Below are 19,072 nucleotides of genomic sequence, written 5' to 3'. Positions count from 1 at the left end.
TTCCTCACTGTAAAACGCTGTAGAGCGAAAAAAATCAGAGTATATCTACGGCAAGTCCAACATACCGCGAATGGGGCGGTTGGAAGCCAACACCAGAATTTTTGATTTGGTTTGCGGGAGTATGTCACTTAAGATAGGCTAATTCAGTTGCTAGCGCTTTGGGGAAGTGGACAGTTCTTTAACTTATGTTAATTCCACTAGATTACTACCGGATTTTGGGTCTACCGATTCAAGCTACTGCCGAACAGTTGCAGCAGGCTCACCGCGATCGAACTTTACAGCTTCCGCGCAGGGAGTATTCCGAAGTTGCGATCGTCGCCCGCAAACAACTGCTCGATGAAGCCTGCGCCGTTCTGTCAGACTCAGAGGGGCGCAAAGCTTACGATGCCAGTTTTTTAGCCAAAACTTACGATCGAGAGTCGGAAGCCGCACAGGAAGCCAAGCACCAGAGGTCAAAAACCTCAGCAGGCACGGCCACCTTCCTGCAAGACACAGGAGAAACCGCTCCGCCAGAGTTCAAGACTTTAGAGGCTGCTCCCGACCCCCACACTCCAAGTATTGAAATCGATGACAACCAATTCGTAGGAGCCCTGCTCATACTGCAAGAACTGGGAGAATACGAACTCGTACAGAAGCTGGGTCGCCCGTATCTTAACAATGGCAGCATCGCGATCGCAGAAGGTCGTTTCGGCGACCCCCAGCTCGTGAGGCCAGATATAGTTTTAACTGTCAGCCTTGCCTGTCTAGAACTCGGCCGCGAACAGTGGCAACAAGGTCAGTACGAAAATGCCGCAAAATCATTAGAAGCAGGTCAAGAATTGCTGCTGCGCGAAAGCCTATTTGCAAGCGTGAGGGGTGAAATGCAAGCCGACATATACAAACTCCGTCCGTACAACATTTTAGAGCTATTATCACTTCCCGAAGAAAAAGTCGCAGAGCGTCGCCGGGGGCTGGAAATCCTGCGAGAAATGCTTCAAGAACGAGGCGGTATCGACGGTTCGGGAGACGATCGATCGGGTTTAGGAATAGAAGACTTCCTCCGGTTCGTGCAGCAAATGCGTAAACACCTAACCAGCAGCGAGCAGCAGGCGCTATTTGAAGCCGAAGCCGGCCGCCCCTCCGCAGTCGCCACTTACCTCTCGGTCTACACCCTGTTAGCCCAAGGATTTGCCGCCAGACAGCCATCGATGATCCGTCGGGCAAAGCTGATGCTGATGCAGCTCGGTCGCCGCCAAGACGTTCACCTGGAAAAAGCCGTCTGTTCGCTGCTGCTGGGCCAGACAGAAGAAGCCAGCAGAGCCCTCGAACTCAGTTCGGAAAAAGAACCCCTGGCCTTCATTCGCGAACATTCCCAAGATTCACCCGACTTGTTGCCCGGACTGTGCTTGTACGCCGAACATTGGCTACAAGAAGAAGTGTTTCCCCACTTCCGCGACTTGGCCAACGAGTCAGTGTCCTTGAAAGACTACTTTGCCGACCCGAAAGTACAAGCTTACCTAGAAGCTTTGCCACAGGACGCAGAAACCGCCAACGAATGGGTCGTCGTGCAGCCCCGCGCCGGCAAGCTCCCAGGGCGACTGCAACCGGCAGCAGGCCGATCGCCCGCTGCCATACCCCCACAGCCACCCACAGCCAAGCAGGGAGCCAGTATGGTCACTTTGACCCCCGTACCGGGCGAGGCTTCCACCGCAGCTTCGGGAACGAAATCCCCGGCAACGGTGACCGCGCCGAGCGCTGTTGCCCCTGTCTCTCTCCCGATAGCTACAGTGCCAGACCCTGCTGAATCGACTTCCAAACATCGCAGACGCCAACATTCAGGGCGCAGCGGAGCAAGCGGCAATGGGCTAAAGGGCGATTTTGTCGATCGGGCGCGCACCAAGGCAGCAGAACTTACCGCCCAAGTTAAGTCCATGCCTCCAAACAAGCTGGCTTTGTTTCTAGTCGCAGGTGTCCTGAGCCTGTTACTCCTGTGGTTAATACTCAGTCTGTTGGCTAGCGCGATGCAAGCCCTATCGGGCCCATCCCTCCAAGGGGAGCAAGCCCTCCTCCGCCTGGAAGAACCGCCCCTAGAAATCCCTGCCTTGCCCGCGGCCCCAGAGCCGAGCGCAGCAGGCCCAGTGTCGGGAGAAATCACTGAGGAATCAGCCGGACAAATAGTTCAAAGCTGGCTGTCGGCGAAAGCAGCGGCTTTGGGCCCCAATCACGCTGTCGAAGAATTAAAGCAAGTTCTGACAGAACCGGCTTTGTCTCGCTGGCAATTGATGGCAGAAGCTCAACAGCGAAACAACGCGCACCAGCGTTACGTACACAAGCTGGAAGTTAATGGAGTTAAGACGAATCCGACTAATCCCGATCGCGCTCAAGTAGAAGCCCAAGTCGCGGAAAAAGCCGAAGTGTTCGATCGCGATCAGCTCGTTTCTTCCCGCAACGAAAACCTGCGGGTGCGCTACGACTTGATCCGTCAAGAGGGACAGTGGCGGATTATGGATTGGCAAGTGATTAAGTAAGGAATTGTTCAGTTGACTGTTGACTGTTGACAGTTGACTGTTGACTGTTGACCTGGGATACCGACATCTACCTGGGACGAAGAGGATTGGAGAAATGAACAGTCTTCTTTTAATTTCTCCTGATCGGGGTTCTGGCTGTAAACCTATTCTTTCTGGTAATTGGTAATTGGTAATTTTTGTTGGCTAATTACTAATTACCAGTTTCTGATTATTAGGTGAATTTTTAATTCCAAAAGTGGGAGTTTTGAATTGCAGATTATTGTTGAAGGCTGGCGTTTTATTTATCATTCCTATTGCGTAGCCAATCAATTTCAACTGCTGGAAATGCTCGATCGCCCGCGAAGCAAAATTGAGCTTTTCCACCGCGATATGCCCTACATTGACGCAGCTTGGGAGACGAAAATTAGTTTGTTCGATTGCCCGAATGAAACCTTACTTCGCAGCATTAAGAACCCTGCGGTAAATCAGTCAGCCGATGTTACGCTGCGAATGTACTGCCCCTGGGACTTCTCGGCATCCAGCAGCGCTCAAACTTGGGTATTTGCAGCGACAGAATGGGGGATTATTACCAGTTCAGTATTACAGGCGATGGGTGTTAAGTCGATCGCAGAAACTCCGGTTAATTCAGAAACGAAAATTATTACACCTTCAGCTTGGTCAAAAGCCGGCTTAATTCGCAGCGGAGTTGAGGCCGATCGCATTGCCGTTGTACCTTTGGGAGTCGATCCTCAGATTTATTATCCTGCTGCGGGCGATCGGCGTCAATCACTGCGCGAAAGTTTCGGGTGGTCAAACTATTTTATATTTTTAAATATCGGAGGACAAACTGATCGCAAAGGTATTCGCCCTTTATTAAAAGCCTTCGCTGCGGTAGTTGACAAATATCCCCATGCGAGATTAGTTTTAAAAGGTTCTGAACTGCTTTATCCGTCGAGAGACGAGATTGCCGAAGCGTGCCGAGTTGTGCTCAACGATGCCGAAAGAGCGAGGGTTTTACCGAGATTAATTTATACTGGTAGCCAGCTATCTTTTGCTCAAATAGCAGAGTTTTACCAAGCAGCAGATGTTTATGTTTCTCCCTATTTGGCAGAAGGTTTTAATCTGCCGGTATTGGAAGCTGCAGCTTGCGGTTTGCCGGTTATTTGCACTGCGGGCGGCCCTACGGATGATTTTACGCGATCGAACTTTGCACAGCGGATTGAGAGTAAATTTACGGCTGTGGTGAGTGACGGGGAAACCTTATTTATCTTAGCTCCTGAGTGGGAACATTTGACAGATTTGATGCAAGGGGCGATCGAGCAGCCGGGAATCGCTGCGAAAGCTAGGGTTGCGGGCCCGGCTTTTGTGGCTGAAAATTTTACTTGGAGGTGCGTAGTCGATCGATTGCTTGAGGTTATGGGAGGAGATAAAAAGAGAGACGAGAAGTCTATTTTTGAGCCAATAATTTTGTAGTTTCGAGGTTTCAAGCCCTAGATGGGGAAATAGGTATTTTCCGGCTCTCGCGCTTTACCTCATCAATTAATTTTTGATGATGACTTTGTTCGGCGTGGCGATCGTAACTTAGACTTGAGTCCTAGCCTGCATCAATCTCCTCAAACGATTCCGCCAACCAGAAAGCAAAGCGATTAAAAAACAACTTCGATATATCAAAAAAAATTAGCTCATATTCAACAGCTAACGGCTTAGACACTTATCTCTAAAATCTCACAAAAAAGCCAGATAAAAGCTGCCAAGTCGTAGACTTATCAAAATCTATGCTTTAGAAAACCACAGATCAAAACTTATATTTTACAAAAATTGAATTCCCAATTAATTGCTAGGATTGATTTGCCCCAACTTATTCAGCGAAACCTAAACCTTCAATAATAATCAAATTTTCACCTGCCATATTTGCGGTATTTGCGCTTCGCGGTTCCGAAAAATATTATTGGCTAATTGCCTAAAAAATCCCCAAATTAACTTAAAATCATTAGAGTGGCATTTACCTTAAAACTACCTATGACAAAAGCCGAAATTAGGACCGAAAACATCACAGTTCCTAACGGGGATTTGCAAATAGCTGCATACCTAGCCCAGCCAACCTCCCCAGGGCAATTTCCCGCAGTTATCGTAATTCAAGAAATTTTTGGCGTCAACTCGCACATCCGCGAAGTTACTGAAAGAATAGCAAAAGAAGGATATGTGGCGATCGCCCCAGCCATTTACCAGCGTCAAGCCCCCGGTTTTGAAACCGGCTACACACCCGAAGCTATCCAAATCGGCAGAGAATACAAAGAAAAAACCACCGCTTCCGAACTTCTGGGCGATATCCAAGCCACCATCGATTACCTCAAAACTCTACCCTCAGTCAAACCAGAAGGTTTTGGCTGCATCGGTTTCTGCTTTGGAGGGCACGTCGCCTACCTCGCCGCTACTTTGCCCGAAATCAAGGCTACAGCATCGTTCTACGGCGCCGGTATTGCCACCCAAACCCCCGGCGGCGGCACCCCCACGATCGCCCGCACAGCAGACATTAAAGGCACTCTCTACGCCTTTTTTGGCACTCAAGACCCCAGCATTCCCTTAGAACAAGTTGACCAAATCGCCGCAAAATTGGAAAAACACAGTATTTCTCACCAAATTTTCCGCTACAATGCCGATCACGGCTTCTTCTGCGACCACCGCGGCAGTTACGACGCTACGGCAGCAGCCGACTCGTGGGTGCAGGTGAAGCAGCTATTTCATCAGCAACTTCAACCAGCTTAGAGAGTGGGAGATGGGGAGATAGGGAGATGGGGAGAGTGGAAAAATTTTTTCTACTGACGACTGCCAACTAAATTACTGACAACTGACAACTAAACTGACATGAATTCCAAATCTACAGGTTCTCAAAGCGCAAAAGCATCCTTTTCAATGGATGATTTTGCTAAAGCCCTCGAACAGCACAATTACGAGTTCCAGAAGGGACAAGTAGTGCGCGGCAAAGTGTTCGAGTACGACTCAAACGGCGCGTATGTTGATATCGGCGGCAAGTCTTCGGCTTTTTTGCCGATCGAAGAGGCTGCTTTGAGAACAGTAACGGATTTGTCGGAAGTGGTTCCCCTGGACGAGGAACGGGACTTTTTGATTATCCGCGAACAAGATGCAGATGGCCAAGTTACCTTGTCTCTGCGGCAGTTACAAATTCAGCAAGCTTGGGAAGATTTAATTGAATTGCAGGAAACCGGTAAAGTTCTTCAGGTGCGGGTTTCTGGGGCGAATAAGGGCGGCGTGACTGTAGATGTTCAGGGAATGCGGGGTTTTATTCCCCGATCGCACTTAGTCGATCGCGATAACCTAGAATCGCTGATTGGTCAATCTTTGAGCGTTAATTTTTTGGAGGTCGATCGCGAACGAGAAAAACTCGTACTTTCCCAGCGGATGGCCACTCAATCGAATGCCTTCAAGGATTTGCAAATTGGTCAGTTGGTGGAAGGAAAAGTCAGCAGCATCAAGCCTTTTGGCGTGTTTGTGGACTTGGAAGGAGTTAGCGGTTTGCTGCACATCAAGCAAGTGAGCCAAAAATATATTGATAACCTTGGAAAGGTGTTTGCTCCCGGTCAACCCCTGAAAGCGATCGTGCTTGACCTCGATGAAAGTCGTGGCCGGATTTCACTTTCTACTCGGGTACTGGAAAATTATCCTGGGGAAATGGTGGATAAAATGGCGGATGTTATGGATACCGCAGAAGAGCGATCGGAACGCGCTCGAAAGACTCTTTCTTAAGTCTTGACGTAATTAGAACCCCATCTACCGGAAACAATAGGAATGTAGGTTTAACCGCAGATAAACGCCGATAAACACAGATAAAATCATCGGTCTTCATCTGTGTCCCTCGGCTGATATCTGCGGTTAAAAAATCCCAATCTAACTAATCTGGTTTCTTCTTGATTCCTAATCAACAGTCAACAGTCAACAGTCAAAAGTCAACAATCATTCCGGTGCAACCGGAATCGATCTAACATGACTCGCAATTGTTTCACTCTCCACCGTTGCTTCCACTGGCCAAGAATTTTCCATCTCTACTGTTTTTTTCGGCTGATAAACTGCTAAGTCAAACCAGAAAGTCGTACCCACATTAACTTCGCTAACTAAATTAATTTTAGTGTGGTGCTTGTCAATAATGTTTCTGACAATAGAAAGACCTAATCCCGTTCCTTCTAAAGTGTGTACTCGGTTTTCTACCCGGAAAAAGCGATCGAATATTGCTTGTTGGTCTTCGGGATCTATGCCAATTCCAGTATCAGAAATTTCGATCCGCACTACCGGACAATGTTGAGCATCCGGTGACAAGTTGTGGTGGACGGATTGACCGTCTTTGTGGGTGGGCGCTTCCGGCTCTAGCAAATATGCTCGAATAGCCACCTTGCCGCCGGACTGCGTAAATTTTAAGGCATTTCCTACTAAATTTGCAAATACTTGCAGTAACAAATCGTAATGACCTAAAGCAGGTGGCAAATACGGGTCAACTTCTTGCTCTAATTCAATGCCTTTATCCTTAGCATTTAACTGATAAGTCCGCAGGGTTTGTTCCACAGCTTGCGGGAGGTCAACAGCTTCCAAGTGATAAACTCGGCAGGATTCCAGTCGCGACAAGTCTAACACGTCGTTAACTAAACGAGTTAGTCGATCGGTTTCTCGGTTGGCAATTTCTAGGAATTCCCTGCGCTCGCTTTCTAGAAGGTCTTCTCCGTACTCGTGGAGAGTCTCGATAAAAGATTTGATATTAAATAAAGGTGTTCTCAATTCGTGAGAAACATTGCTGATAAAATTGCTTTTAGCCTCATTGAGTTCTACTTCGCGAGTAATGTCCTGCACTGTCATTGCAATGCCTTTGAGACTTTCTCGGTAATTTCCGGAACCTTGATGCTTGGAGGTTTGCTCGTAGAAAGTACACTCTACAGCTACCGGGCGTTGTGGTTCGGTACAGGTATCTTCCTCATGGCGGATGCAGCTTCTGCACAGCGGTTCGGCACCGGGCGCTTTGTGCAGAATGACTGTAGTTAAAACAATCCGTATTGTACGGTTAACTGGTTCGCTCAGAGAGATGCGAAATTCGCCGCCTTCGCGATCGCCCGCAGCTATTTCCTGCAAAGGTCTCGCCAAGTCCTGCTGCACTTCCGAAGGCAAAATGTTCAGAACATTTACTCCGAGCGCATTTTTGCCTTCCCATCCAAAAATCCGCATCCCCGTCGGATTAACTAAAATCACCTGCAAATTTGCGTCTAATAAAAGCGCGCCATCAGCAATCGTTGATACCAAAGTTTCTAACTTAGCTTTTTCCGCTGTCAGCTCTTCAATATTTTGTTCTTCATAACTTTCGAGTTTCTGAGCCATCTCGTTAAAACTGCCAATCAACTCGCCCAATTCTCCACCCAAAGGGAGGTCAACTCGCTGCTTAAAATTCCCGCTGGCAATGTTTTTGACCCCGAAGACTAATTGTTTTATCGGCTGAGTAATTGTCAGGGCATTAAATACAGCTCCCAAAATTACCATCACCCAAATAGTTACAAATACTGCTAAAGTGACATCCCTAGTCAGATTTGAAGAGATAACTGCTGCGGGATTGGGGTTAATGCCGATCGCCAAAACTCCCAAATATTTGTCTTCATGAATTAACGGCACAAATACATCGGTAACTTCTCCATCTGGTGTCAAATGCTGCCGTACCAAAGGCAAAGAAGTTAAATTTCTCGCCTCAATATCGGCGAGAAAATTATCGGGAAGTTTGATCTGGCGGCGCAGCGTCAGGGAAGTCTCCACCTCGGATTCCGAAAAGGGTATCCCCAGGAAAATATCCCCGGCTTCGTCGGCGTAAAGCATATAGCGGACGCTGGAGGTGCTGCTGTAAAATTGGCGGGAAAAGCGGGCGACTTCGGAGCGATCGTTTTTGGCAATCAGCGGCGCCACATTGGCCGCCAACAGCAGGCCCAGGTCTCGGCCGTAACGAGTATCGTTAAGTCGGGCGTCTTGCTGGATAGTATTCACCGCCCAGAATGTCAGGCCGCTCATAATTAACGACACTACGAGGGTAGCAGCCGCCATCAGACGGGTCTGGAGGGTAAAATCCGACCACCAGCGGGCAATAATTTCTCCGATTTTGTTTAGTATGGCCAGCATTTCACCAGTTCACCAGTTCAATATTAATAGCAAGATCAATTCAGTTGGCTCCGATCGAATTTTCTGCTGCGACTTGTCCGCTACCGCCACCGCATAGATACCAAACTTCATTGTTACACTTCTACATTGAGATTGCTTGGCTTTCGGATGGCGGCCGATGTCGCAATTCCTAATTTTTATCGCCCAGAGCTCGGCGGCCGATGTCCCGGCGGCAGTAGACGCCTTCAAATTGGATGCAATCAACTGCTGCATAAGCTTTGGAAATAGCTTGTTCCAAAGTTTCTCCCGTCGCAGTGACGCCCAAAACCCGGCCGCCGTCGCTCACCAACTGCTGCTGCTTCAACTGGGTGCCGGCGTGAAACACTTCTGCTCCCTTGGCTTCAGCTTCCTCGATACCTGTAATAACTTTGCCTTTTTGATAACTTCCAGGATAGCCCCCAGAAGCCAAAACTACGCAAACAGAGGCCCCCGACTTCCAGCGAATAGAATATTCACCGAGACGCTGCTGACAGCAGGCCAGCACCAAATCTTCTAAAGGAGTTTCCAGCAGTGACAAAACCGCTTGAGTTTCGGGATCTCCGAAACGGCAGTTGAATTCTAAGACTTTGGGTTCTCCGTCGGGGGTAATCATTAAACCGGCGTAGAGTACACCACGATAGTCGATTTTGCGTTTTTGCAGTGCTGCCAGGGTGGGTTCGAGAATTTCTTCTTGAATCCTTTCCATGAGTTCCGGGGTGACAATGGGCGCTGGGGCGTAGGCTCCCATACCGCCGGTGTTGGCTCCCTGGTCGCCTTCGCCGATAGCTTTGTGGTCTTGGGCCGGCAGCAGCGGTTCCACTGTGATGCCGTCGGTGAGGGCGAGAATCGAGACTTCTTGACCTGTTAAAAATTCTTCGACGACGACTCGGATGTTGTCGGTGCCGAATTCGCCTCGGAAAATGGTGTTGATGGCGCTGTGAGCCATTTTGACGGTGGTGGCAACGGTGACTCCTTTGCCTGATGCGAGTCCGTCTGCTTTGATGACTATTGGGGTTCCTTGTTCCAGAACGTATGCTTTTGCTGCTTCTGCGTCTGTAAATACGGCAGCTTTGGGTGTGGGGATGCCTGCTTCGAGCATCAATTCTTTGGCCCAGGATTTGCTGGATTCAATTTGGGCGCCGGCTTTGGTGGGGCCGAAAATCATCATTTTTCGCTGTTGGAAATAGTCGGCGATGCCTAGCGATAGGGGCAATTCTGGGCCGACGATGACTAATCCGATGTTGTTGACCATCACAAAGCGTTCGATGCCTTGGAAGTCGTCGATGTTGAGCGACAGATTTTGACAGCCTGGGGTGGTAGCTGTGCCGCCGTTGCCCGGTACGCAGAATACTTGTTTAATCCGCGTAGATTCTAGCAGTTTTTTTGCGATCGCGTGTTCGCGACCTCCGTTTCCCACAACTAAAACTTTCACAGTATCCTCACCTATAAATTGTGTTCCCTGAATGTCTGATTTTCAGTGTTGGCATCTGTCTATCTGCTTTTTGCAGTGCTGTCAATTATGCCATGCTTGGCGCTAGGGAATTGCTAGATGTGGCACTTTTCTGGAGGAGTGGGCTTCTACCGCTGTTTATCAATGGCTGGGAGCGTGCAATAATTAAAGACTTTAGCCGCCCAATTTTTCTGGGTTCTGCCTCGATATTAATCAGGCAATTAAAACTCTTTTCTGGCTTTTAACTCTGCAATTACTATAATTGATCCGGGGACAAATAGCGATAAGATAGGCAGGTTGACTCTGAGAATTTTACTCACATGAAATCAAATCAAACCGCTGCGAGTTCGTCTGCAAAATTTAAGCGGGTGGGCGTTGTCGGCGGCGGCCAGCTAGCTTGGATGATGGGGGATGCTGCTAGGGCGCTCGGTATTGAATTGGTAGTACAAACTCCCCATGCTACTGACCCGGCAGTTTCTGTTGCTGCTGATGCTGTTTTGGCTGCTGTTGATGATGTTTTGGCTACGGCTCAATTGGCTGCTGGCTGCGATGTTATTACTTTTGAAAATGAGTTTGTGGATTTGGATGGTTTGCGGTCGCTAGAAGAGCAAGGTGTGTTATTTCAGCCGAGTTTGTCGTCGCTTTCTCCTTTGTTGGATAAGTACGTTCAGCGCTGTTATTTACAAGGTTTGGGTTTGCCAACTCCGAGGTTTTGGGAATGGGATGGCAGTGCGGATTTGCCCCCAGAATTGTTTAAGGCGGTGGCGATCGACTTTCGGGCAATTTCTGTTTCTGACAGCGTGCAGATTGCAGGAGATTCGGGTGCTGGATCGATCGACTTTCCCTTTGTCGTCAAAGTTCGCCGCCACGGTTATGACGGCCAAGGTACTTTTATTGTTAAGGATCGGGGGAGTTTTGAGTCAATTCGTGCTACACTCCAAGGTCAGTCTTTGCTAGTGGAAGAGTTTGTGCCGTTTGATCGCGAATTGGCTGTGATTGCGGCTCGATCGGCAACTGGCGAAATTGCGATTTATCCGATCGTAGAAACTCAGCAGCAAAATCAGGTTTGTCATGTGGTGATTGCGCCCGCTGATATTAGTTTAGAGGTGAAAAATGAAGCTTGTGCGATCGCCCGCACTCTCCTCAACAGTTTGCAAGCTGTCGGCATATTCGGCATTGAATTATTTTTAACCGCCGACAATAAGCTGTTAGTCAATGAAATTGCACCCCGCACCCACAATTCTGGACATTTTACGATCGATGCTTGCGAAACTTCACAATTTGAACAGCATTTGCGCGCAGTTTGTCAACTGCCTTTAGGGAATTCCGATTTAAAATGTGCAGGCGCTGTCATGGTAAATTTGCTAGGTTACGAGTCGGCTGAGTCCGATTATTTAGCAAAAAGAAAACAACTGGCACAAATTAGTGGTGCTTTTGTCCATTGGTATGGTAAGAAAGTATCGCGTCCCGGTCGCAAACTCGGTCACGTTACAGTTGTGATCGACGCGGACTTGGTGGCTCAGGGGCGATCGTCAGCAGAGGATCTGGCTCAAACCGTTGAATCTATCTGGTATGCAAGTTAAATTGCTCGAAGCTTGCCAAAATCGGGTTAGTTGGTATATATTAAATAAAGGTTCTACTGCGACGTTGGTGACTGCCAATAATGTTTTTTTGATCTATAACTCTTAACTCTCGGGAATCAAGATGTTTGGACAGCAGTAAACTGGGCTTGTACCCAGAAACTTTAAGTCCGAGCCAACGGTACCCACCTGGTAAAATACCAGGTCAAAAGCTGAGGTAAGACGGCGTTGCGGGGAACCATTAAAATTTTGATTGAGATAGGCGCTGTGAAATATAGCTAGCCTATTTTTTTTTGCGATAAACGCTTTTACTCATAGTTAACGTGAGCTCGACGAGGGCGATCGCAACTGGGAAACACAGGCTCCTCTGACTCGTTCCCACCACCAACTGAGTGAGATTGCCCAGGTGCGGACCAGACAATATCTTTCAGCCCAGTAACTAAAATTATAAATTGGAGGCTCAATCTTATATCATATCCGGGTACTTACCCATAATTAAGCAGCAACGGGAACTTGAGGCCACCAGTGAAAGTTTGTGAAACCCCGAATTAAATCTTGTTGTTGGAGTAATTGTTGGTAGCGAGCAAATAAAACCTTTTCTAAGTCATCAAGATTTTCAAATGTTCGATTAGCAAGAGGCTCATTTGTACGCGACCAAAGTCGTAACTGCTAACCGCAACCCTGTTGCGGTTAGCAGTTACTGAAATTACCGAGCGCCAACAATTACTAATTTATATCTTTTTAACAAGCGAATAACTGGACATAACACTTGTTTCTCTTCGACTTGTATTAGAAGCCCCATGTTTATCTCACAGCGTCCAGAATACAGGAAATACCCTTTTTTGAACTATGGCACTTACCATTAAGACATTATAATCTTTGCATTGAGTTCTATCCCAATGCAATTACTAATTGACACCCGACTTTTAGGTGACGGGCTATTACCTATGCAGACAATTGGAAACCACAGCACAAGTATGCTAAGTCCTGGAACCTGTAAAAATCTTTGTATGTGACGGCGGCGACTACTTTGTAAGATCGGCAATTGCTCTTTAACAGCTAATGGTTCTATTCTGACTTCTTTTTGAGTCTGCAACAACACGCGCGAACATCTGAAGAGTAAGTAATTGTGTTGGGCTTAGGTATTTTTCGAGTAGGTCGTGATAGAATGAGAGCAAATAATCTGGATTTTCCCCAGCGAGGCTCTGACCAATTTTTCGCAAGAGACCTCTTCTGGAATCCTGTTGACAATAGCCATACAGGCTTAACTGATTACCAATGAGATTTTGCCTCACTCGCTGGTTTGTGAGGGTCAGTCGTCGAACTTAAATATTATAAGTAATTATCCGAACCTGATATAACTGGATACAACAGTGGCTAAAAGTTTTTCCGATTCCACAATTATCTACAGGCTAGGCTCGATTAAGAGCGTTAATAAATTTTTACCCAAATCCTTTCCTTACTTGATCAATGAGAGTGAATTCTTATTTTATTCTGCCGCGTATTGACAGAAGATGGGTATATTTAAGCAGAGCAAACCAAAGCTTTTCTATCTTGAAGATAGGTAGCTTGAGAAATCGTTGAAGAGAATGTCGTCGGCTCTCAAACATGATTGGGTATGGCATCAATTTTGCCAATAACTCAATACTCACCTATTTATGGGTTGGGAGCAGAAAAACTACAATAGTCCGAGTCAAGTATTAGGCGTTTTTGAGCTGCCGTTGGAAACAAATTTGGTATGATTGAGGTAACATTTTAACTGATGGGGCTTCTTAACAATACTGACCCATCTTTTTTTACCCTGAATTAGTAATAACCCCGTCAGCTAGGGGGTTATGACGGGGGTGTCACCCCGTCAGGTGTATTGGTTGAGCACCATAAGCTCAGGAGAGCCAGAAACGTTATATATTTCTGCGTCTCGGACTGATATAAAAAAAGAAAATTGAAAGTTTTGGTTTTGTTTCTCAACCTAACCTACACTATTAATAATTTGTGTAAGGAGAATGTTTATTCCTAACTCTCATTATTCACTAGACGGAAGTTACGGAAATACGGATAACTGTTGTTTTCCTGAGTCTTTCTTCTTCCTTGCTTCTTCCTCCTTCTTTCCACGTCCCCATTCCTAATTACCAATTCCCAAATGACTCGCTTAGCCACAACAATAGAAGCCATACTTTACCTAAAAGGTCAGCCAGTGTCGATCGCAGAAATTGCCGAGATTGCCAAGTGCGATCGAGCCGAAGCCGAAGACGCCATCATCGAACTCATGTCTGACTCGTCCCACCGCGACAGTGCATTAGAAGTCGTCGAAACCCCCACAGGATACAGCCTGCAACTCAGAGAAGAGTTTGCCAGTTTAATGCAAACTTTAATACCTCCAGAATTAGGTGTGGGAGCTTTGCGGACGCTGGCTGCGATCGCCCTCAAAGGCGGCATCGCTCAGCCAGATTTAGTTAACTTGCGAGGTTCAGGAGCTTACCAACAAGTGCAGGAGTTGGTAGAAATGGGTTTCGTCCGCAAACGGCGACCGACTGAGGGGCGGTCGTATTGGTTACAAGTTACCGAGAAATTTCATCGGTACTTTCAAGTAGATCAACTGCCAAAACAATTGCAACTTGACTTTCAGGCAAATTTGTACCCAAGCAATGACGAGTAGTTTGAAGTAGAATGTAACCAGCCAGAAATTAAGAATCGCCAAATGGTTTTTCACCCTGACTTTGACACATCCAATGCCCAACAAACCGCAGTCAATCCACTGCTGAAGTACCTCCAACACCAATCCCCGGAGGTTCTAGCCCACGTCGCCAAGTCCGTCAGCCCCGACATCAGAGAAATAATCTCTCATAACGTTCAAGGACTTGTCGGCGTTTTGCCTTCAGAAAATTTTAACGTCGAAATTACCACCGATCGCGAAAACTTAGCAGGTTTGCTAGCTTCAGCGATGATGACAGGCTATTTTTTGAGGCAAATGGAGCAAAGGATGCACCTAGAAGAAAATTTAGCAAGCACCAGCTCGATTAAACCAAACTCACCCAAAGACAAGTAAAAAGATCAACGGGTTGGGGAAGCAAGAAAGATGAAAGTTGTTCAGAAAAATCCATAATCCTGAATCATGGAGGCACAGGGAATTAAGAAACCGGGCTGTTAACCGGCTATCCCTCGCGCTACACCGAGGCTTTTGGTGAAAAAACCCGGTTACTGCTTCCAGGACTATAAAGCATCAGATTCATCTTCCATCCTCCACCCCTGCAACTAATACCAATTTCAAAAAAGAATGCAACTGTAGATAAGCTCCAAATCCTTATGCAGTAAGTCATTCTTAATTCTTTAATCGAAAATCGAAAATTGAAAATGGTATTACCCACCGGCGGAGCTACCCGATAGGGGAAAAGCACCCGGACGTACTTTAATTTTCTGAACTTGACCCAAACGGTTAATTTCCACTTCTAGTTCTTTGCCCACAACCGTGTTTTCCACCCGTTCTTGCACGTCACCGGGAGTGTTAACCGCAATTCCGTCAACTTTTTGAATGACATCTCCGGGGCGCAAGTCGGCTTTTTGAGCGGGGGAATTTTCCACGACTCGCGCCACGGCTACGCCTTGATCGAGGGTAATTTTATTATTATTATCGAGCTGTTTGTTGAGTTCTGCCTTGGTGGCGGCACTCAAGCTGACCATTTGAATGCCGAGATAGGGATGTTCGGCTCTACCTTTGGCGAATAGCTGATCGGAAACTCGTTTGGCGGTTTCGATCGGAATTGCAAATCCCAAGCCTTGAGCGTCCGCGCGGATAGCGGTATTGATGCCAATTACTTCGCCTTGGTCGTTGAGTAGGGGGCCGCCTGAATTGCCGGGGTTGATGGCAGCATCGGTTTGGATGAAGCGGACTCGCTTGTCGGGGATGCCGACTTGGGAACTTGATCGACCAGTAGCGCTGATAATGCCCACAGTCACGGTATTGTCGAGACCTAAAGGATTGCCGATCGCGATCGCCCACTGTCCCGGTACAATATTGTCCGATCGACCCAAAGCCACCTGCGGCAGTTCCTTAGCATTAATCTTAACCACAGCGACATCCGTCAGCGGATCGACTCCCTGCACCTTACCCTCAAACTCGCGGCCGTCTTTGAGAGTCACCTTGACAGTATCAGTCCCGGAGACAACGTGAGCATTAGTAACGATGCGGCCGTCCGAAGTGAGAATAAACCCGGAACCCGTACCTCTCTTGAGTCGTTCTTCCGGCTGTGGCAAATTCTCCCCAAAAAACCGACGAAACAAAGGATTTTTGAAAGCTTCGGGCACTTGATTCGCCACCTTGGTTGATGCGTCAATCCGCACTACAGCCGGGCCGACTTTTTCCGCTGCTTCAGCAATAAAATTGGGATTGCTGCGATCGACTGCCCGATTTTCCAGAACTGGAGGAGACGCATAGGGGGGGATTTGCTGGCGTACTACTGGCAAAACCAATCCGGTTTCCAGATTGTTTGAGCCTTGCAGATAGCGATTTCCCAACCATCCCATACCTCCGCCGATTGACAGCAGAGTCACATAAAGGGTCGCTTGCTTAAAAGATAAACTCATTTAATAACTCCCGCTAAATACCTCATCCCCGCAGACAGGTTCCGAATCAAGCTTTTTTGTCTTGGCGACGGGAAGGAAGCGGGGCGGGGCGTACCGCTTCCTCAAGAACATAGCTGTTAACAGGCAGGCGCCCATCGGCATCACAGGCAATTTTGCCGGATTTGCCAAGAGCGAATCAAACTAATAATTCTCATCCTAACTTGGCTTAGCCTGGGATTTACAGTCTGGGGGGTGGCTAGAGCTTTCAAATATGCAGTTTCACAGGATTTTAAAATTGTCAACTGTCCGAAATGAATACTTTTTTATGTACATAATGACTTTGAAACGCTTATTTCCGCTGATTTTTGCATTAATTTGGTCGATCGCACCCGTTGGGAAAACGGCGGCAAATACCGAAATCCCACCTGCAAATCTTCCTTTAGGTACACCTGTAGAAAACCCCGACCCCGCCCGCGATTGCCCGAGTCCGGCTATGTCTCGGTTGCGCCGCCACACTGTGGCCCAGGGCGAAACAATAGAAAGCATCGCGCGGCAGTACAGTGTGATTCCTGCGGCACTGATCGGGATAAATCCGATGTTGCGGGGCGGTGGAGTATCTGCTGGAAGTGCGATCGTCATTCCTCCGTACAGTGGCAGGGAGGTAGAAGTGCCTGCGGGCTGGAATTGGCAAAAACTGGCAGAAGCTTACAAAGTGCGCGCAGATTTGCTATTTGAGGCGAATGGGTGCAGGCCTTTGGGGAAAACGGTGTTTGTGCCAGCGGTGAATAGGTCGATCGGGCCTTCTATCAATCCCGATGCAACGCCATCGGTGCAAGGATTTCCGCTGCCCGCGCCAGCAGTGGAAGCTTTGCGTTACGGGCGGCAATTGCATCCGGGGCGGCGCGAATTTTTTTTCCACAGCGGCGTAGATTTTTTGGCGTCGGAGGGTACGCAGGTTTTGGCCGCGGGCGAGGGGACTGTCGCCTTTGCCGGGCCGCAGGGGGATTACGGGAATTTAGTGGTGGTGAACCATGAAGCGGGGAAGCAAACGCGCTACGCTCATTTGAAAGATATTGCGGTAAAAGTCGGTCAAAAAGTGCAGTCGGGAGAACTTTTGGGTACTGTGGGGACGACGGGAAAACGGGACATTCCGCCATCTCATTTGCATTTTGAAGTTCGGTACAATTCGGGTTTGGGTTGGGTTGCTGAAGACCCGCTGCTTTATTTGCAAGCGACTATTAAAAAATAGGATTGTTAGTGGACTGGGGGGGGAACAACCCGCCCCAAATCCAGAGGGGGTAAGGATTGATCAGTGTTGTGGTAAAAAAAGATAGGCAGCCGAATTATTACACGATTGCCTATTCCAAAAAATATGTTACCAACATTTTACTAGACTCACTTACAAAAATAACTGACGCAAACCCCGTTTATTTTACTCACAATCTTTTTGAATCTGATAGAATCCGAGAAACAAGTAACGATCGCACTAATCGGGTTCCCATTAATCACTTATTGGTTAACAACTTATTGCCCGATCGCACATTTCTCTCAAATTCGATCGCCCGATCCACACAAAAATTCGATCGCCCCAATCAACAAAAAACCCGATCGCCCATCCACAAAAAACCCGATCGCGAGGCCCCAGAAACCGGGTTTTTTCCGAAATACTTCGGTACAACCCACAGATTCGGGCAAAAACCCGGTTTCTTGGATTATCCCCCGCCGCTAACTCCCTCCAATCGCAGGAAATGCACCCGGCCCGAATCATCGCCCGCTACAACTGTCACTCCATCAGGGGCGATTGCACAGCAAACAAACCTATACTCTCCGCTGAAACTAGCAACCTCTTTACCGCTAAGCAAATCCCGAATTTTCAGGGCGTAATCCGAAGTGGAAATCGTGGTTTTGCCGTCAGGTGCGATCGCCACTGCATTTACCGAGTTAATATGACCTGTGAGGGTTAATAGTTCGGTGCCTGTCTCGGTGTCCCAGATTTTCAGGGTTTTATCGTCTGAAGCGGAAATCGCGGTTTTTCCGTCTGGTGCGATCGCCACTTTATATACCGAGTTACTGTGACCCGTGAGAGTTTTGAGTTCCGAGCCTGTCTCGATGTCCCAGATTTTCAGGGTTCTATCGTGTGAAGCAGAAATCGCTGTTTTGCCGTCGGGTGCGATCGCCACTGCATTTACCGACTCAGTATGACCGGTGAGGGTTCTAAGTTCAGTCCCTGTCTTGGTGTCCCAGATTTTCAGGGTTTCATCCCTTGAAGTGGAAATCGCTGTCTTGCCGTCGGGTGCGATCGCCACTGCTAGTGCTGCGATCGGCACTTCTAGTACCCCGTAAGTATGACCGGTGAGGGTTCGCAGTTCGGTACCACTATCGGTGTCCCAGATTTTCAGGGTGTTATCCGATGAACCAGAAATCGCGGTTTTGCCATCGGGTGCGATCGCCACTACATTTACCGACTCAGTATGACCGGTGAGGGTTCGCAGTTCGGTACCACTCTCGGTGTCCCAGATTTTCAGGGTGTTATCCGATGAAGCGGAAATCGCGGTTTTGCCATCGGGTGCGATCGCCACTGCATTTACCGACTCAGTATGACCGGTGAGATTTGGCAGTTCGGTACCACTCTCGGTGTCCCAGATTTTCAGGGTTCGATCATCTGAAGCGGAAATCGCGGTTTTACCGTCTGGTGCGATCGCCACTGCATTTACCGACTCAGTATGACCGGTGAGAGTTCGCAGTTCGGTACCACTCTCAGTGTCCCAGATTTTCATGGTGTTATCGTCAGCAGCGGAAGCGGAAATCGCGGTTTTGCC

Annotated in this window: 12 protein-coding genes, 1 other RNA gene and 1 pseudogene; 10 read left to right on the top strand and 4 right to left on the bottom strand. The window is 48.0% G+C overall.

Annotated elements, in window-relative coordinates; genetic code table 11:
- The first annotated feature begins 185 nt into the window (after positions 1 to 185).
- The 4 genes from QUA24_RS00660 (at position 186) to QUA24_RS00645 (ending at position 6,251) form a co-directional block, all read left to right on the top strand.
- Positions 186 to 2,507 carry an IMS domain-containing protein gene (locus QUA24_RS00660; RefSeq protein WP_333226426.1) on the top strand — a complete coding sequence of 774 codons (2,322 nt, stop codon included), beginning with the start codon at positions 186 to 188 and terminating at the stop codon, positions 2,505 to 2,507.
- A gap of 249 nt (positions 2,508 to 2,756) precedes the next feature.
- A complete protein-coding gene (locus QUA24_RS00655; protein WP_333226424.1) occupies positions 2,757 to 3,959 on the top strand; it encodes a glycosyltransferase family 4 protein in 1,203 nt (400 codons plus the stop codon).
- Between the two features lie 546 nt (positions 3,960 to 4,505).
- Positions 4,506 to 5,252, top strand: coding sequence for a dienelactone hydrolase family protein (locus QUA24_RS00650; RefSeq protein ID WP_333226422.1), 747 nt, complete (start codon positions 4,506 to 4,508; stop codon positions 5,250 to 5,252).
- A gap of 99 nt (positions 5,253 to 5,351) precedes the next feature.
- Entirely contained in the window at positions 5,352 to 6,251 is a 900-nt protein-coding gene (locus tag QUA24_RS00645; RefSeq protein ID WP_333226420.1) for a S1 RNA-binding domain-containing protein, read from the top strand.
- A gap of 207 nt (positions 6,252 to 6,458) precedes the next feature.
- Here the strand turns inward: QUA24_RS00645 and QUA24_RS00640 are convergent, their stop codons facing one another.
- Together QUA24_RS00640 and purD are read right to left on the bottom strand one after the other, a co-directional pair.
- Positions 6,459 to 8,645 (bottom strand): ATP-binding protein, encoded by a 2,187-nt coding sequence (locus QUA24_RS00640; protein ID WP_333226418.1) that lies wholly within the window; start codon positions 8,643 to 8,645, stop codon positions 6,459 to 6,461.
- A 169-nt stretch (positions 8,646 to 8,814) separates the two neighbouring features.
- A complete protein-coding gene (purD, locus tag QUA24_RS00635) occupies positions 8,815 to 10,095 on the bottom strand; it encodes a phosphoribosylamine--glycine ligase (protein WP_333216507.1) in 1,281 nt (426 codons plus the stop codon).
- Positions 10,096 to 10,433: 338 nt separating this feature from the next.
- Here purD and QUA24_RS00630 point away from each other — a divergent pair, with 338 nt between their 5' ends.
- From QUA24_RS00630 to QUA24_RS00615, 4 genes are all read left to right on the top strand, one after another.
- Positions 10,434 to 11,696, top strand: coding sequence for a 5-(carboxyamino)imidazole ribonucleotide synthase (locus QUA24_RS00630; RefSeq protein WP_333226416.1), 1,263 nt, complete (start codon positions 10,434 to 10,436; stop codon positions 11,694 to 11,696).
- Positions 11,697 to 11,746: 50 nt separating this feature from the next.
- Positions 11,747 to 11,934: non-coding RNA, 6S RNA (gene ssrS / locus QUA24_RS00625), on the top strand.
- A gap of 1,899 nt (positions 11,935 to 13,833) precedes the next feature.
- Complete coding sequence (scpB, locus tag QUA24_RS00620) at positions 13,834 to 14,349, top strand: SMC-Scp complex subunit ScpB (protein ID WP_333216442.1); 516 nt, start codon at positions 13,834 to 13,836, stop codon at positions 14,347 to 14,349.
- Between the two features lie 42 nt (positions 14,350 to 14,391).
- Positions 14,392 to 14,739, top strand: a complete 348-nt coding sequence (locus tag QUA24_RS00615) for a DUF760 domain-containing protein (RefSeq protein WP_333216444.1) — start codon at positions 14,392 to 14,394, stop codon at positions 14,737 to 14,739.
- 311 nt (positions 14,740 to 15,050) lie between these two features.
- Here the strand turns inward: QUA24_RS00615 and QUA24_RS00610 are convergent, their stop codons facing one another.
- Positions 15,051 to 16,274 (bottom strand): HhoA/HhoB/HtrA family serine endopeptidase, encoded by a 1,224-nt coding sequence (locus QUA24_RS00610; RefSeq protein ID WP_333226413.1) that lies wholly within the window; start codon positions 16,272 to 16,274, stop codon positions 15,051 to 15,053.
- Positions 16,275 to 16,587: 313 nt separating this feature from the next.
- Here QUA24_RS00610 and QUA24_RS00605 point away from each other — a divergent pair, with 313 nt between their 5' ends.
- A complete protein-coding gene (locus tag QUA24_RS00605) occupies positions 16,588 to 17,502 on the top strand; it encodes a peptidoglycan DD-metalloendopeptidase family protein (RefSeq protein ID WP_445242574.1) in 915 nt (304 codons plus the stop codon).
- Between the two features lie 198 nt (positions 17,503 to 17,700).
- Positions 17,701 to 17,982: a hypothetical protein gene (locus QUA24_RS00600; RefSeq protein WP_333226409.1), complete on the top strand. Its 282-nt coding sequence runs from the start codon at positions 17,701 to 17,703 to the stop codon at positions 17,980 to 17,982.
- On the opposite strand, the pseudogene QUA24_RS00595 reads toward QUA24_RS00600, so the two are convergent.
- Positions 17,966 to 19,072: pseudogene (locus QUA24_RS00595) on the bottom strand (WD40 repeat domain-containing protein); the annotation flags it as partial. The gene QUA24_RS00600 and the pseudogene QUA24_RS00595 sit on opposite strands and share 17 nt — an antisense overlap.

The sequence above is a fragment of the Microcoleus sp. Pol12B5 genome (assembly GCF_036701335.1).
Lineage (GTDB): Bacteria > Cyanobacteriota > Cyanobacteriia > Cyanobacteriales > Microcoleaceae > Microcoleus.
Note: the sequence above shows the minus strand (reverse complement) of the source record. Positions and strands in the feature narration are given on the sequence as shown.